The 15223-nt window shown below is 62.1% G+C and carries 13 protein-coding genes; 5 read left to right on the top strand and 8 right to left on the bottom strand.

What is annotated here, in order from left to right:
* Positions 1-73: 73 nt before the first annotated feature.
* Both ACLP2E_RS09715 and ACLP2E_RS09710 read right to left on the bottom strand, forming a co-directional pair.
* Positions 74-232: a hypothetical protein gene (locus ACLP2E_RS09715; protein WP_442465788.1), complete on the bottom strand. Its 159-nt coding sequence runs from the start codon at positions 230-232 to the stop codon at positions 74-76.
* 257 nt (positions 233-489) lie between these two features.
* Positions 490-723, bottom strand: a complete 234-nt coding sequence (locus ACLP2E_RS09710; RefSeq protein WP_442465787.1) for a hypothetical protein — start codon at positions 721-723, stop codon at positions 490-492.
* Between the two features lie 121 nt (positions 724-844).
* On the opposite strand from ACLP2E_RS09710, the gene ACLP2E_RS09705 reads away from it, so the two are divergent.
* The 3 genes from ACLP2E_RS09705 to ACLP2E_RS09695 all read left to right on the top strand — a co-directional run bounded on the left by ACLP2E_RS09705 (position 845) and on the right by ACLP2E_RS09695 (position 1895).
* On the top strand, positions 845-1144 hold the full coding sequence (locus ACLP2E_RS09705; RefSeq protein ID WP_442464581.1) for a GlsB/YeaQ/YmgE family stress response membrane protein: 300 nt from the start codon (positions 845-847) through the stop codon (positions 1142-1144).
* 85 nt (positions 1145-1229) lie between these two features.
* Positions 1230-1418, top strand: coding sequence for a hypothetical protein (locus ACLP2E_RS09700; RefSeq protein WP_442465786.1), 189 nt, complete (start codon positions 1230-1232; stop codon positions 1416-1418).
* Between the two features lie 246 nt (positions 1419-1664).
* Positions 1665-1895: a hypothetical protein gene (locus ACLP2E_RS09695; RefSeq protein ID WP_442464580.1), complete on the top strand. Its 231-nt coding sequence runs from the start codon at positions 1665-1667 to the stop codon at positions 1893-1895.
* Between the two features lie 1201 nt (positions 1896-3096).
* On the opposite strand, the gene ACLP2E_RS09690 is transcribed toward ACLP2E_RS09695, so the two are convergent.
* From ACLP2E_RS09690 to ACLP2E_RS09675, 4 genes are all read right to left on the bottom strand, one after another.
* Positions 3097-4566, bottom strand: coding sequence for a GntP family permease (locus ACLP2E_RS09690; RefSeq protein ID WP_442465785.1), 1470 nt, complete (start codon positions 4564-4566; stop codon positions 3097-3099).
* A gap of 3 nt (positions 4567-4569) precedes the next feature.
* Complete coding sequence (locus ACLP2E_RS09685; protein ID WP_442462301.1) at positions 4570-5610, bottom strand: patatin-like phospholipase family protein; 1041 nt, start codon at positions 5608-5610, stop codon at positions 4570-4572.
* Between the two features lie 204 nt (positions 5611-5814).
* Positions 5815-6882 carry an AI-2E family transporter gene (locus tag ACLP2E_RS09680; RefSeq protein WP_442465784.1) on the bottom strand — a complete coding sequence of 356 codons (1068 nt, stop codon included), beginning with the start codon at positions 6880-6882 and terminating at the stop codon, positions 5815-5817.
* 19 nt (positions 6883-6901) lie between these two features.
* Complete coding sequence (locus ACLP2E_RS09675; RefSeq protein ID WP_442465783.1) at positions 6902-8332, bottom strand: alpha/beta hydrolase; 1431 nt, start codon at positions 8330-8332, stop codon at positions 6902-6904.
* 116 nt (positions 8333-8448) lie between these two features.
* Between ACLP2E_RS09675 and ACLP2E_RS09670 the strand changes: the two genes are divergently transcribed.
* Complete coding sequence (locus tag ACLP2E_RS09670; protein WP_442465808.1) at positions 8449-8823, top strand: alpha/beta fold hydrolase; 375 nt, start codon at positions 8449-8451, stop codon at positions 8821-8823.
* A gap of 261 nt (positions 8824-9084) precedes the next feature.
* Positions 9085-9690, top strand: coding sequence for a PEP-CTERM sorting domain-containing protein (locus tag ACLP2E_RS09665; protein ID WP_442465782.1), 606 nt, complete (start codon positions 9085-9087; stop codon positions 9688-9690).
* A gap of 115 nt (positions 9691-9805) precedes the next feature.
* Here the strand turns inward: ACLP2E_RS09665 and ACLP2E_RS09660 are convergent, their stop codons facing one another.
* Both ACLP2E_RS09660 and gltB read right to left on the bottom strand, forming a co-directional pair.
* Positions 9806-11224: a glutamate synthase subunit beta gene (locus ACLP2E_RS09660; RefSeq protein WP_442465781.1), complete on the bottom strand. Its 1419-nt coding sequence runs from the start codon at positions 11222-11224 to the stop codon at positions 9806-9808.
* A gap of 1 nt (position 11225) precedes the next feature.
* Positions 11226-15223 (bottom strand): glutamate synthase large subunit (gene gltB, locus ACLP2E_RS09655; RefSeq protein WP_442465780.1); only part of this gene is annotated, 3998 nt, incomplete at its 5' end.

The following is a 15223-nucleotide window of genomic DNA, read 5'->3' as shown; positions in this document are numbered from 1 at the left end:
CCCCAGTTTTCGCTCGTTCCTGGTTAGATTCCGAACCTGCGCGCCAAGCGCCCAGGCGACTAAGCTCGAATGGTCAAAACAGAAAACCGATCAGGAGAGTGAGATGAGAAAGTCGAGCATTTCGGCTGTTATTGCCGCGGTTGCGGTTGGCGCCCTGGCCCTTGGGACGGCGCAGGCGGCGAATCACAGCGGAAGCGGGCACGGCGGCGGCGGGCACGGCGGCGGTGCGCATCGCTGAATGGCCGGTCTCGCCAGATTCATGCGCTTCGGCGACCGGATATTCGGACGCGCCGGCGGCGCATACCGTAATACGGCAATCGCACCAAGAAGATTTCGTCCAGTTTTCACTATAAGTTCGACCTACCGAGGATTACCTGCATGTTGAAATCATCGTTCCTGAGTCTGGCTTTGGCTTTGTCGCTGGCCGGCTCCGTCCTGTCTACAGCCATAGCCGCGCCGACAGGCCTTCCGAGACCTGGGCTGGCGTCGTCAGAGGCCGCCATCGAGACTGTAGCCTATCATCATCATCGCCACCATCATCATTATTATTACTATTATCACCGTCATCACCATCATCACCGTCACCATCATTACTACGGAGCCTATTCTGGTTACGTGGTTGGCGGCGGAGGAGGCGGCTTTCAAGGCGGCGGAGGCGGTCATGGCGGCGGAGGCGGTCATCGCGGTGGCGGACATGGCGGAGGCGGGCATCACGGCGGGCATCGCTGATCCGCAAGTCGTCTGAGTAGATTCCGATCCTCCCACTTCCCGGAAAAAGCCGCCTAACTGGAAGGGTGCCGACAGTCTTCTCGACTGCGGTTTTCAATTCACAAGCGAGGACGTCATGTCAGGTGAAGGACTGCTCACGCTGCTTTTGGTCGGCGTCGTCGCCGGATGGCTGGCGGGCCATTTCGTGCAAGGCACTGGCCTGGGCCTCATCGGCGATGTGATTGTCGGCGTTGCAGGAGCCTTCATAGGAGGATTGCTGCTGCCGCAACTTGGCGTCCATCTCGGTTCCGGGATGGTCGCATCGATCGCCAATGCGACAATCGGCGCAGTTTTGCTCCTCTTCGTCATCCGACTCGTTCGAGGCGGAGGCGGTTTGCGAAGCCGTTGGGGAGGCCTGTTCGGAAGACGCTGGTAAAGCGGCGCCGAACCAGCCACTTCGCGACCATTCCATTCAACGCGTCCGAAAAGCGATTGATTCGGGTGCAACAGGAGTTTTAGCCATGGGTGACCTCATTCGCTTCGGTCGACGCGTACCGCTTCCGTCAACCGTTCAAATCCTCCACGACCTTCTCGTCGCGCAGCAAAATGACAATGCTCATCGAGCCAATATCGCAAGGGACGCTCGATCAAGCATCGATCCCGAAATTGGGCCGCCGACCACAAAAATCTACGTGCCGCCTCAAGGCTAACTTCCAAGTTCGCCTCGGTTGGTGGGAACGGCCGCCTGCAAAGGTTTGCCACGAAAATAAGGGGTCATTGAAATGTCTGCATCGCTTACGCCACCTTATGTCGTCCCTGCCGCGCTGGCGCCGCTGGCTGCAGCGGTTTGTCTGGTCCGAGCGCACCGGTGTTGCGTGCTCAAAGCGAGAGCCTGTTGATTGTGGCAACTGCGGAACAATGACTATTTCAACGTTCATCCTCTAAGGATTATGACTATGACCAATGCACTTTTTATTGCCGTGCTTCTTGCGGGCGTTGCTCTGGCGGGAGCCCAAGCGACAGCTGGGGAGCGGTTGAATGATGGGCTGATGGGCGCTGGGGCAGGCGCTCTTGTAGGCGGGCCCATCGGGGCGGTCGCAGGAGGCGCGATCGGCTACGTGGCAGGGCCAAATATCGCGCATGGATATCGCTATCATCATCACCATCGCCACCATATCCACGATTGAACCCGCCGCCGGCCGCAGGATCTCGACGTCCGCAATGTAGGGCCGCCATTTGGCGGCCTTTTTCCAAAGCCGTCGCTTCCCATGACCCCGGAATGGGGCTCGAGCCTGAACGGCGATGGGCCGCCACGCCAAAATATCGATGTCAGCTTTATGCCAGACAGGGACCCTTTCGCCGCACGACAATTTCCGGTTGTGGCGCCGAGCAGCCGGTGATGATTGTTTTTCGAACGGCTGTTATCTGCGCTTTGGAGCCTAAGCGCTGGCGGTGCGTTGTGCCTGATGGCCCGCAGTGAGCAGGGGGCTGAGGATTGAGTGGTTGGATAGGAGTTTACTTCCATTTCCGAGTCCCACAGCCAGCAACAGGACCGTCAGCTGAACCGGCTCACATGTTCCGTGTTTAGCGCAATTTTTTCCCTGATCGACCCTATTAAAATCCCTGTTAACACCAACGGGAATTTTGCGCGCAAGATCCTGAAATTCCGTGGGATGTTGAAATCGAGAACGCCGTTTCGGGATCACTTTCACCAAAGATTCGCTGTTCTTTCCCTGTTGGCAGGGAAATTTAGTGACAGAGCGGTTGGGGGATCACTGCTTCCAGCACCATCAAAAACAACGAGTCGGCGCGCCGGGATCGCGATTGAGCGCGACAGGCGACCATTTCCTGTCGGCCACGCGACCACGTCACGCCCGATGGTGCTGGCGAAACTCGATCCGCAGACGAGATGAACGCCTTGCGGTCGGCGCGCGCCGCCCTCCGCGGTGCAAGGAAATGCGCTTGGCGGCGACGCAACTGCGTGACCCTCGCAGCCAGCGCGCGGAGGCCGGGATAGCCGTCAGATAGCCCACAATCCGCCAACAATTGAACATAAATGGCCGTCACTTAAGACGCCGTGGGGCGGCGGGTGTTCAGTCCGAGCCCCCTGCCGGCGCTCTCGTTCTATGCCCCCCACAGACCGAGAGCGCCGGATTTTTCCTTTGCAATCTGCTCGTCACGGCCCGTAGCGCGATCTTGGCAAATGCCGATTTGCAACGATCGCCCGCAATCGTGATCGTCGCCGACGAATCACCGAGACCTTTCCGAACAGTTTGGCTAAATTCCACTTGCTCCTCCGGAGGAGGCGAAGCGGGAGCCCGACGTAGGGGGGCGTCGGGCTCCTTGTCTTCCCCCTGCCGAACCTCCAGCGTCACCCGGATCGCAAGCTCAGAACGATCCGAACACCGTGCCGAGTCCGATCACCGCGGCCAGCGCCACCAGCGAACTGACCACGCCGACCATGACGATGTCGAAATAGCTTTCGCGATGGCTGGAGCCGCAGACGGCCAACACGGTGACCACCGCGCCATTATGCGGCAGCATGTCCAGCGTTCCTGCGCCGATCACCGCGACGCGGTGCATCAGGCCGGGATCGATGCCCTGTTCGGCGGCGATCTGCATATAGGCGCCGCCGAGCGCGTCGAGCGCGATGGTCAGGCCGCCCGACGCGGAACCGGTCAAGGCGGCAAGCACGTTGGTCGCCACGGCGAGCGAAACCAAGGGTCCGCCGCCGATGCCAAGCACCCAGTCGCGAACCAAAGCGAAAGCCGGCAGCGCCGCCACCACCGAGCCGAAGCCGACGAGGCTGGCGACGCTGAGCACCGGCAGCACGGAGGCGTTGGCGCCGGCGTCCATCGAGGCGCGCAAGGAAGGCAGGCGGCGGAAATTGATCGCCACCAGCACGGCGATAGCCGCCGCCAGCGCCACCACCACCGCCCAGACGCCGCCGACGGCGGAGAGCGAGGTCTCGCCCCAGGCGGGTTCGGCAAGGAACGAGGCGTCGAGGCGGGGCAGCACGAACAGCGACATCACCAGATTGACGCCGATCACGACAATGAGCGGCAGGAAAGCCAGGACGACCGGCGGGCCGCCCGCGCATTCCTGGCTATGGGCGATCTCAATGGGATCGAAGGCGCCCGCCGTCGTCGCGCGCTCGCGCACGATAAGATCTGTCGACGCATGATCGGCGGCTTTGGCGTCATCCGTGGACAGGATGTCATCGCCAAAACCTTCGCCCTTCGCGCGGGCCTTGGCCTCGGCGCGGGCCAGCCACCACAGGCCGAAAGCCAGCATGATCGCGGAAGCGACGACGCCGAGGCCCGGCGCCGCAAAAGGCGTGGTGCCGAAAAACGGCGTGGGTATGGCGTTCTGGATTGCCGGCGTGCCGGGCAGGGCGGACATGGTGAAAGTCGAGGCGCCGAGCATGATCGCCGCGGGCATCAGCCGTTTGGGAATTCCCGCCGAGCGGAACAGGGCCTGAGCCATCGGCGCGATGACGAAAAAGGCGACGAACAAGCTGACGCCGCCATAGGTGACGAGGGCGCCGGCCAGCACCACCGCCAGCACCGCGCGCTTGGCGCCGAGCTTTTCGGTCATGAAGCTCGCGATGGTCGATACCGAGCCGCTGTCCTCCATCAGCTTGCCGAACAAGGCGCCGAGGAGAAAGATCGGAAAAAACTGCATGATGAACTGCGCCGCGCTGCGCATAAAAGTCTGCGTCCAGTGCGCGAGGGTGGGCTCGCCGGCGAGGAGCGCCGCGAGGATCGCGGCGGCGGGCGCCAGCAAGAGAATGCTCCAGCCGCGATAGGCGAGCCAGATCAGCAGGCCGAGGGCGAAGAGAATGCCGAGCAGACCCATGCGTCAAACTCCTTCCAGCAGGACATCGATGTCCATCGTCGATTTCTTGCCGAGTTCAAAAGCGTGCGCGTCGAGAAAAGCTTGCGCGGATTTGCGGCCCTCGTCGCGCAGCATGGTCAGGAAGGCCCATTCCGTGATCATCTTCGACGAGGCGCCGAGGGTGTTCATGACGTCGTTGCCGACGCGATGGAGGCGCAGTTTCGCCCATTCAGCGCCTTCGCTGTCGCCGGCGTCGACGACCTTGCGGAGCATGGCGATCATGCGCAGTTCCTTGAGCGCGACGGCGTTGAAGGAAATCTCGTTCAGGCGGTTCATGATTTCCGAGGCGGTGCGCGGCGTTTCCGCGCGTTCGACGGGATTGATCGGGATGAGAATCATGTCGTCCGCCTTGCAGTAGCGCACCAGCGGCGTGAGCGTCGGATTGCCGGAATAGCCGCCGTCCCAATAATGGTCGCCCTCGATTTCGACGGCCTGGAACATGCTCGGCAGACAGGCCGAAGCGAGAAGGACTTCGGGCGTGACGGCGTCGTTGCGGAATATCCGGCCCCTGCCGGTATGGACATTGGTGGCGGTGATGAAGACATTGATCGGCGACTTGGCGATCAGGTCGAAATCGATGAATTCGTTCAGAAGGTCGCGCAGGGGATTCTTGCCGGAGGCGCTCAAAGTATAGGGCGAAATCACCCGCGACATCATGTCCGCCATCAGATAGACGGGCGAGTTGTCCATCGTCCAGCGGCCGAGAAGAATGTCGAGCGGCCCGCGCTGCAACGGGCTGAACCGCGCCGCGTCCGAGACGCCGCGCCAGAAATTTTCCAGCGCCGCGCGCGCGCCCTGCGCGCCGCCCCTGGCGTAGCCGGCGGCGAGAACGGCGGCGTTCATCGCGCCGGCCGAAGTGCCGGAAACGCCATCGATCTCCAGCCAGGGCTCTTCCAGAAAACGATCGAGCACCCCCCAGGTGAACGCCCCGTGCGAACCGCCCCCTTGCAAGGCGAGATCCACCAGGATCGGGTCGCGGGAGATTGTTTTTGCAGCGTGTTCCATCTTCATTGGACCTTGCTTTATCGGACTTGGCGGAAATGAATTCGGGGCAAGCTAAGCGGCGCTATCTTAAGTCGCCTTCGCGAGAGCGCCAGACCTTTTTGCTGCGATGCGAAGACTTGAGGCGAGGGAGAGCCACGAAAAGGCCCTGACGCCTCGATCCATAAGCTCGAGGATATTGCTGGGCCTATATGACAGTCTCGCGACTCATCCCTCGGGCAGGTCCACAAGAGCCTCGGCTCCCCCAAGCTTTTCATCGGGCGCCTGTCCCGACAGCAGGACGGCGATCCAGCGGCTTCCCGGATATTGTTCGCAGATGGTCAGGCAGGCGATGGCGATGGGAACGCCGATCAGGGTTCCCGGCAGGCCCCAGAGAAAACTCCAGAAGAACACCGAGAAGACCACGAAAAACGGTGAGATGGACAGGGTTTTGGCGGTGAACAAAGGCTCCAGGTAGCTGCCGATCAGGAACTGCACGATGGTCAGCGCCACCAGCACCAGGACCGCCAGTTCCCACGATCCCGTTTGCGCGAAGGCGAACAGGGTGGGCAGAACGGTGGCGATCAACGGACCGAGGAAAGGGATGTAGTTCAGCGCGAAAGATATGACGCCCCAAGCGGCGGCGACTTCGAGGCCGACGGCAAGCGAAAAGCCCCAGACGATCAACCCCGTCACCATGCTCGCCAAAGTGCGGACCAGCATGTAGCGGCGGATTTTCCTGGCCGTCTTGACGCCAGCGGCGATCAGCCTTCCGCCATTCGGCTCGTCTTCGATCTTGCGAAGGTTTTCCGCGAAGACCCCGGCTTCGAGGAGGCCCATGGTCAGGAAGATCAGGATCAGCAGCGAGAAGCCGATGAGGCCGTTCAACCGGATGGCGATCTGCTGAAACAGCCGCAGCAGCCACACGACATTGAACCGTTCCGCGACGATGGAGGCGATGAAAACGTCGTGCTGCTCCAACCATTGCGTACTGGAAGCGTAAAGCGCTTGCAGGCGATCGAAATTGCGGGTGAGCCATTGGGCGATCTGGCCGCCCCCCCAGGCGATCACGGAGGACAAGGTGACGAAGACCACCAGCGTCACCAGCAGGGTGGCGATGAGCGCCAGCGCCTTCGGCATTATCTTCTGCAGCGCCTTCTGGAACGGCCAGACGATGGCCATGGCGAACAGGGCGAAGGCGACCGGCTCGAAGACGCGGGCGGCGAAATAGAGCGCCGCGATGCCGATCGCGGCGATGACCATCGCCGCCGCCATGCGGATGAGGCCGTTTTCCATTCCATTTCCTTGCAAGAGATCAATGTGGCGCAGGCGGCTTGGCTGGCATGCCTTGTTCGATGCGCTCGATCATATAGGGGAAGAAAGGATTCGACGACATGCGAAGCAGCGAATCCAGGCTGACGATCAGCGTTCCCCGCTCGCCGCGCGGCGAAATGGCGCCGAGATTGACGCCGAAATCCTCGAGCCCGTCCGGCTGCAATCCGTAAAGCGAATCGTTGAGGGGAAAGGGCAGTGCGACATGCGACAGCGAAAACACGCCCGGCGGATAGGCGAGCCCAAGGGCGCGCGATTGCTCTTCGACGGCGCCCGTCTCCGTCACCCGCTCGGCGACTTCGCTGCTGTCGGGCGAGATGTTGGTGATGATCGTGGTGCGGAACAGGCGCGGCGGCGGGTTGAGCAGGCGCGCCAGGGTCGTATTCGAGGCGATGCGCAGCAATTGTCCGAATTTCGCGCTGCGGTTCAGATCGAACAGCACGAGTTCGCTGCCGCTCAAGGGAAGCTGCGCATAGAGGCCGGTGACGATCGCGCGGGTCGAGACGGTGAAGTCGATCACCGATTGAAAGGTGAGGAGCGGCGCCAGGCTGTCGAGACGCTTCTCGTCGGCAAGCCGCGCGATCTGCTGTTGCAGCACGTGCGTCACGAGATAGGACTGGCGCGCGCCATTCACCGGAAACGAATTATACTTGAACGGATTGAACTCCGGCACGACGCCGAGCCAGGCCGCCTTGGCGAAGGCCGGGAAGAAGGACGGCAGCGCGGCTATCCCGGCGAAGCGCGCAAAGCGCGTGATGCCGATCATCGGCGAAATGAGCACGAGACGATCGGGACGCGCCAGTTTCGGATCCTCGATGGCGTCGAGGGCATATTTCAACGCCAGCGCCCCGCCGTTGGAAAAGCCGACCATGTGCAAGGGGAGGGACGGGTCGATGCGGCGGCGCGCTTCCCTGACGGCCAGACGGGTCGCCGCCATCCAGTCTTGCCAAGCGACTTCCGCCAAGGAGCCCGGAACGAGGCCATGCGCGGGCAGCCGGATCGCGATCACGACAAAACCGTGGTCCCGATAGACGCGCGCGATATGGCGCAGGCTATAGGGCGAATCCGTCAGGCCGTGGAGCAGCACCACGGCGCCGGCCCGGGCTCCTTCGGGCTCCAGCACATAGGAGCGATTCCAGTCCTGCGCGAAATTGCCGGGATAGATGGGGCTTTTGTCGAAGTAGCGATTGAACGGGACTTGCTCGCCGGCGGGGAGCTTTTCCGTCACCTCCCTGCGCACATAGGCGAAGGCCTCGTCTTCCGCCTTGAGATAATCGGTCCAGTCGGCGCGGTCGATGGCTTCGGCTTTGAGTTCAGGCGGCGCATGGATGTGCCAGGGCTCCAAAGGCAAGCCGCGTTGCGTGTCGTATATCCGCACGCCGAGCAAAGTCACCAGGACGACGGCGAGCAGCATTGCCGTTCGCTTGGCCAGCCTCCTCATTCGATCAAACACGATATCGATCCCTCTCGCCGCTTGCTGCAAAAAGCTTAAAGATCGCGGCGCGTCGCGGCAATCGATGGACGTAAACGCTGTCACCGAAGCCGGCGACAGGGCGAAAGGTGGTGGCCTATGATCGTTTGGGCTTTGGCGAATCCGATCCCTTTCCCGGCAAGCTCGGACTCCGGTTCATCCGGGAAGAGGCTTGCGGAGATTTTCGCGCCCTTCATTCCAGCCTGGGCCTCGGCGACTTCATCGTCCTTGGCCATAGTGTCGGCGGCGGGATGGCTATTGCGATCGCCGCTACGTGGCCTCACGCCTCGTTTTGCATGGAGCAGACGACGAGTATGGCGGTTGTCGTCAAGCCGAGCGCATCGCATCGCTCACCCAGGGCCGCTCGACGCTCACCAACCAGGAAATATCCAGGGATGGCCGCCGATTCGGGAGAACAGCTCGAATTTCCCTGATGTTTCACCACCGCGCCGCGCAGAAAATAGCCGGATCGCAAGTCCCTGTTTCTTTTTGTTAAATGAAACAAAATCAGCGCCGCAGGTCGGGGAAAAGCTTGACATTAAGCGTCACCATTGTACCTTGACCGTGTCGCCACGGTTTCGCACTTGCCGGTTGCGTCGGGGTCTCCGGAGGGGGAAGATCCTGACTAATTCCCGATCCTTTTGCTGCAAAAAATGCAGGTGTGTATATCGTTTTGATTCGATAAAGGGGGTAACATGTTCAAGTTACTATTTAGCGCGGGCGCCATTGCTCTTTTGACAGCAGTTGCCGCTCCTGCTTATGCCACGACGATCGACTTCTCCACCCTGCCGCTCTATACTCCGGTGACGACGCAGTTTCCGGGCGTAACTTTCTCGCTGATCGGCGGACCTGGACCCGATAATGCTCCGGTTACCGGGTCCTTCGGGACCTACGGTTTGGGCAACTCGCCGACTGGCGAGTACCCAACGACGGAAACACTTAACATTGCCTTTGCTTCCGGAGTGAAGAACCTTTCGTTCACGTTCGACAATTTTGGCAGCAACTCTGAGTTTGGTCCGTCGACCTATTCGGCCTACGGCAAAAGTGGGCTGATTTCGACCGGTAATATAGCGAGCCTTTGCTGCGGTTACGACCCGGTTAGTGTGTTTGGTTCGGGAATTACCGATCTTATGATCGGCAACGGCAGTGGCGGTAATTACAGCTGGGAATTCGGCGTCGGCCAAGTGTCGTACACCAGCGGCGTTCCCGAGGCTTCGACCTGGGTCATGATGCTGGCCGGTTTCGCCGGCCTCGGCTTTGTCGGCTATCGCCGCAACAAGGTTGTGAACTTCGCCGCCTGAGCGACTTGCTCATAGAACCGGAAAGGCCGCCGCGTGGCGGCCTTTTCTTTTGCGCGACGCATCAAAAAAAAGCCGGAGCGCAAGCCCCGGCTTTTTCGTGTCGAACATCAAAAATTCAGCGCGGCAGTTCACTGGCGCCGGTCAGGAAAAGATCGACCGCGCGGGCCGACTGGCGGCCCTCCCGGATCGCCCAGACCACCAGCGACTGACCACGCCGCATGTCGCCGGCGACGAAAACCTTTTCCACGCTGGTCTGGTAGCCAAGGGTGTCGGCGATGACGTTTCCGCGCGCGTCCAAGGCGACGCCGAGTTCCTGCAATATGCCTTCATGCACCGGGGATACAAAACCCATGGCGAGCAGGACGAGGTCGGCGCGCAGGTCGAATTCGCTGCCGCGAATTTCCTTCATCTTGCTGTCGACGCGCACGCAGCGGATGGCCTTGACCGCGCCATTGTCGCCGATGATTTCCTTGGTCATCACCGCGAAATCGCGGTCCGCGCCTTCCTGATGCGACGAGGAAGTGCGCAGCTTCAGCGGCCAATAGGGCCAGGTCGTCAGCTTGTCTTCCAATTCGGGCGGCTTGGGCATGATTTCGAGCTGCATCACCGACAGCGCGCCCTGGCGTATGGACGTGCCGATGCAGTCGGAGCCGGTGTCGCCGCCGCCGATCACGACGACATGCTTGCCGGCGGCGAGAATCGGCTCTTCCGTGCCGAAATTCTCGCGGGACACGCGGCGGTTCTGCTGCGGCAGGAATTCCATGGCGAAATGCACGCCGGCCAGTTCGCGGCCGGGAACCGCCAGGTCGCGCGGCTTTTCCGCGCCGCCGGTCAAGATGGTCGCGTCATGGTCGGCGACGATTTTCGCCGCGGAGCAATCGACGCCGATATTCACGCCATAATGGAAGACCACGCCTTCCGCCTCCATCTGGGCGACGCGGCGGTCGATCAACGCCTTTTCCATCTTGAAATCGGGAATGCCGTAGCGCAGCAACCCGCCGGCCTTGGCGTTGCGCTCGAAGAGATGGACCTCGTGGCCGGCGCGCGCCAATTGCTGCGCGGCGGCCATGCCGGCTGGGCCGCCGCCGACGACGGCGACCTTCTTGTCGGATTTCCTCAACGGCGGCTCGGGGCGAATCCAGCCGTTTTCCCAGCCGCGGTCGACGATGGCGCATTCGATCGTCTTGATCGTGACGGGGCTATCTTCGAGATTGAGCGTGCAGGACGCTTCGCAGGGCGCCGGGCAGACGCGTCCGGTAAATTCCGGGAAGTTATTGGTGGAGTGCAGGTTGCGCGCCGCCTCCTCCCAGTTGCCCCGATAGACGAGATCGTTCCAGTCGGGGATCTGGTTGTTCACCGGGCAGCCGTTATGGCAGTAGGGGATGCCGCAATTCATGCAGCGCGCCGCCTGGTCGCGCGTCGCCTCTTCCGACAGCGGAATGAGGAATTCGGAATAATGGCGGATGCGGTCGGCGGCAGGCTTGTATTTGCGGTCCTGCCTGTCGATTTCGAGGAAGCCGGTCACCTTTCCCATATCATTCCCCTGCGGCGGCCACGGGCCGCTGTTCGGTTTGCGTCATCAGCTCCGCCAAGGCGCGGCGATATTCGACCGGCATGACTTTTCGGAACTTCGGCTTGAAGTTTTCCCAGTCGTCGAGAATTTCACGGGCGCGCGACGAGCCGGTATGATGCAGGTGATTTTCGATCAGCTGCCGCAGGCGCTCGGCGTCGAAACGCGTCATGTCGCTCATGATGTCGACGCGGCCGTGGCCGGCGAGATCGCCGCCCTGATGGTTGAGGCGCTGGTTGAGGTCTTCCTCTTCCACGACCGGCTCCAGGTCGACCATCGACATGTTGCAGCGCGCCTGGAAATCCGCGTCGCCGTCGAGCACATAGGCGATGCCGCCGGACATGCCGGCCGCGAAATTCCGGCCCGTCTGGCCGAGCACGACGACAATGCCGCCGGTCATGTATTCGCAGCCGTGGTCTCCGACGCCTTCCACCACCGCGATGGCGCCGGAATTGCGCACGGCGAAACGCTCGCCGGCGACGCCGCGGAAATAGACCTCGCCGGATATCGCGCCGTAAAGCACGGTATTGCCGACGATGATCGAATTCTCCGGCACGATGTTTTTCGCCTCGCGCGGCGGGTAGATCACGATGCGGCCGCCGGAAAGCCCCTTGCCGACGTAATCATTGGCCTCGCCTTCGAGTTCCAGCGTCACGCCATGCGCCAGCCAGGCGCCGAAACTCTGGCCGGCCGTGCCTTTTGCACGCACATGGATGGTGTTGTCGGGCAGGCCGGTGTGACCATAAATGCGCGCGACCTCGCCCGACAGCATGGCGCCGAAGGTGCGGTTGACGTTGCGGATTTCAGTCTCCAGCCGCACCGGCGCGCCGCGCTCCAGCGCGGCGGCGGCCCGCGCGATCATTTCGCGATCGAGGGTCTTGTCGAGATGATGATCCTGCGGCTCGGAATGATAGATGGTCTGGCCGTCGAGCGGCTGCGGCTTGTGGAACAATTTGGCGAAGTCGAGCCCGTTGGCTTTCCAGTGTTTGATCGCCTTGTCGCGGTCGAGCATCTGCATCTGGCCGACCATTTCGTCCATGGCGCGATAGCCAAGACTCGCCATGATTTCGCGGACTTCCTCGGCGAAGAAGAAGAAATAATTGATGACATGTTCCGGCTGGCCGACGAAGCGCTTGCGCAGCACCGGGTCCTGCGTCGCCACGCCCACCGGGCAGGTGTTGAGATGACACTTGCGCATCATGATGCAGCCCGCCGCGATCAGCGGCGCGGTGGCGAAACCGAATTCATCGGCGCCGAGCAGGGCGCCGACGACGACGTCGCGGCCGGTGCGGATGCCGCCATCGACCTGTACCGCGATGCGCGAGCGCAGGCGGTTCAGCACCAGGGTCTGATGGGTTTCGGCAAGGCCGATTTCCCAGGGGCTGCCCGCATGCTTGATCGAGGTCAGCGGCGAAGCGCCGGTGCCGCCCTCATAGCCGGATATGGTGACGTGATCGGCGCGGCCCTTGGACACGCCGGCCGCGACCGTGCCGACGCCGACTTCCGACACCAGCTTGACCGAAACCAGAGCGCGCGGATTGACGTTCTTCAGGTCATATATGAGCTGCGCCAGATCCTCGATCGAATAGATGTCGTGATGCGGCGGCGGCGAGATCAGGCCGACGCCCTGCGTCGAATGGCGCACCTTGGCGACGACGGCGTCGACCTTGTGCCCAGGCAGCTGGCCGCCCTCGCCGGGTTTGGCTCCTTGAGCCATCTTGATCTGGATCATATCGGAATTGACCAGATATTCCGCGGTCACGCCGAATCGTCCGGACGCGACCTGCTTGATCGCCGAGCGCATCGAATCGCCATTGGGCAGCGGCTTGAAACGATCGGGCTCCTCGCCGCCCTCGCCGGTGTTCGACTTGCCGCCGATCCGGTTCATGGCGATGGCCATGGTCGTATGCGCCTCGCGCGAGATCGAGCCGAAGGACATGGCGCCGGTGGCGAAACGCTTGACGATTTCGCTCGCCGGCTCGACTTCCTCGAGCGGAACGGGCTGGCGTCCATCCTCCGTCGCATCCTTGATGCGGAAAAGTCCGCGAATGGTCAGAAGCCGCTCGGACTGGTCGTTGAGCAGCTTGGCGTAGGCGCGGTATTTTTCCAAAGAATTGCCGCGCACCGCATGTTGCAGCAGCGCGACCGTGTCCGGGGTCCAGTTATGCGCCTCGCCGCGCAGGCGGAAGGCATATTCGCCGCCGACGTCGAGCGCGTTGCGATAGATCGGGGCATCGCCGAAAGCGGCGCGATGGCGCTCCACCGTCTCGCGTGCGATCTCGTCGAGGCCGACGCCTTCGATCGGCGTCGCCGTGCCGGTGAAGTAATCGTCGACCAGGGCTTTCGACAGGCCGACGGCGTCGAAAATCTGCGCGCCGCAATAGGACTGGTAGGTCGAAATACCCATTTTCGACATGACCTTGAGCAGGCCCTTGTCGATCGATTTGATATAGCGCTTGACCGCCTCGTAGCCGTCCACTTCGGGGGGGAACTCGTCGGCCATTCCCGCCAGCGTCTCGAAGGCGAGATAGGGATTGATCGCCTCGGCGCCATAGCCGGCGAGCAAAGCGAAATGATGCACTTCGCGCGCTTCGCCGGTCTCGACCACCAGGCCGACGGAAGTGCGCAGGCCCTTGCGGATCAGGTGGTGATGCACGGCGGCGGTGGCGAGCAAGGCCGGGATCGGGATGCGGTCGGGTCCGACCATGCGATCCGACAAAACGATGATGTTATAGCCGCCGACGACCGCCTGTTCGGCGCGGTCGCACAGCCGGTCGATCATGAACTTCATGCCATGGTCGGCGAGTTCGACGGGATAGGTGATATCCAGTGTCTTGGTGTCGAACGAATCCTCGAAATGGCCGATCGAGCGGATTTTCTCCAGGTCGGCGTTGGTCAGGATCGGCTGGCGAACTTCCAGCCGCTTCTTCTTCGCCGTGCCTTCGTGATCGAGAATGTTGGGGCGCGGGCCGATGAAGGAGACGAGGCTCATCACCAGCTCCTCGCGGATCGGGTCGATCGGCGGGTTGGTGACCTGGGCGAAGTTCTGCTTGAAATAGGAATAGAGCAGCTTCGAGCGCGACGACATCGCCGAGATCGGCGTGTCGGTGCCCATGGCGCCGATCGCCTCCTGTCCGGTCACCGCCATCGGCGCCATCAGGATCGCGGTGTCTTCCTGGGTGTAGCCGAAGGCTTGCTGGCGGTCGAGCAGCGGCACGTCGACGCGCGACGAGCGGGCTTCCACCGGCTTGAGGTCTTCGAGCACGATCTGGGTGCGCTTCAGCCATTCCTTGTAGGGATGCGACTGTGCGAGGGTTTTTTTGGTCTCGTCGTCGGAAATGATGCGGCCCTGCTCCAGGTCGACCAGCAGCATGCGGCCGGGCTGAAGCCGCCATTTGGTAATGATTTTTTCTTCCGGAATCGGCAGCACGCCCATTTCCGAGGCCATGACCACCAGGCCGTCGTCGGTGACCAGATAGCGGGCGGGGCGCAGGCCGTTGCGGTCCAGCGTCGCGCCGATCTGGCGGCCGTCGGTGAAGGCCACGGCGGCGGGGCCGTCCCACGGCTCCATCAGCGCGGCGTGATATTCGTAGAAGGCGCGCCGCTCTTCGCTCATCAACGCATTGCCGGCCCAGGCCTCCGGGATCAGCATCATCATGGCGTGGGCCATGGTATAGCCGCCCTGCACCAGAAATTCGAGCGCATTGTCGAAACAGGCGGTGTCCGACTGGCCTTCGTAGGAAACCGGCCACAGCTTCTCGATGTCGTCGCCGAACAGGGGCGAGGCCACCGAGGCCTGACGCGCCGCCATCCAGTTCACATTGCCGCGCAAGGTGTTGATCTCGCCGTTATGCGCCACCATGCGGTAGGGATGGGCGAGTTGCCAGGACGGGAAGGTGTTGGTCGAGAAGCGCTGATGCACCAGCGCCAGCGCCGATTCAAAGCGCGGATCGTGCAAGTCGC

The sequence above is a fragment of the Rhodoblastus sp. genome (assembly GCF_052145335.1).
Lineage (GTDB): Bacteria > Pseudomonadota > Alphaproteobacteria > Rhizobiales > Beijerinckiaceae > Rhodoblastus.
Note: the sequence above shows the minus strand (reverse complement) of the source record. Positions and strands in the feature narration are given on the sequence as shown.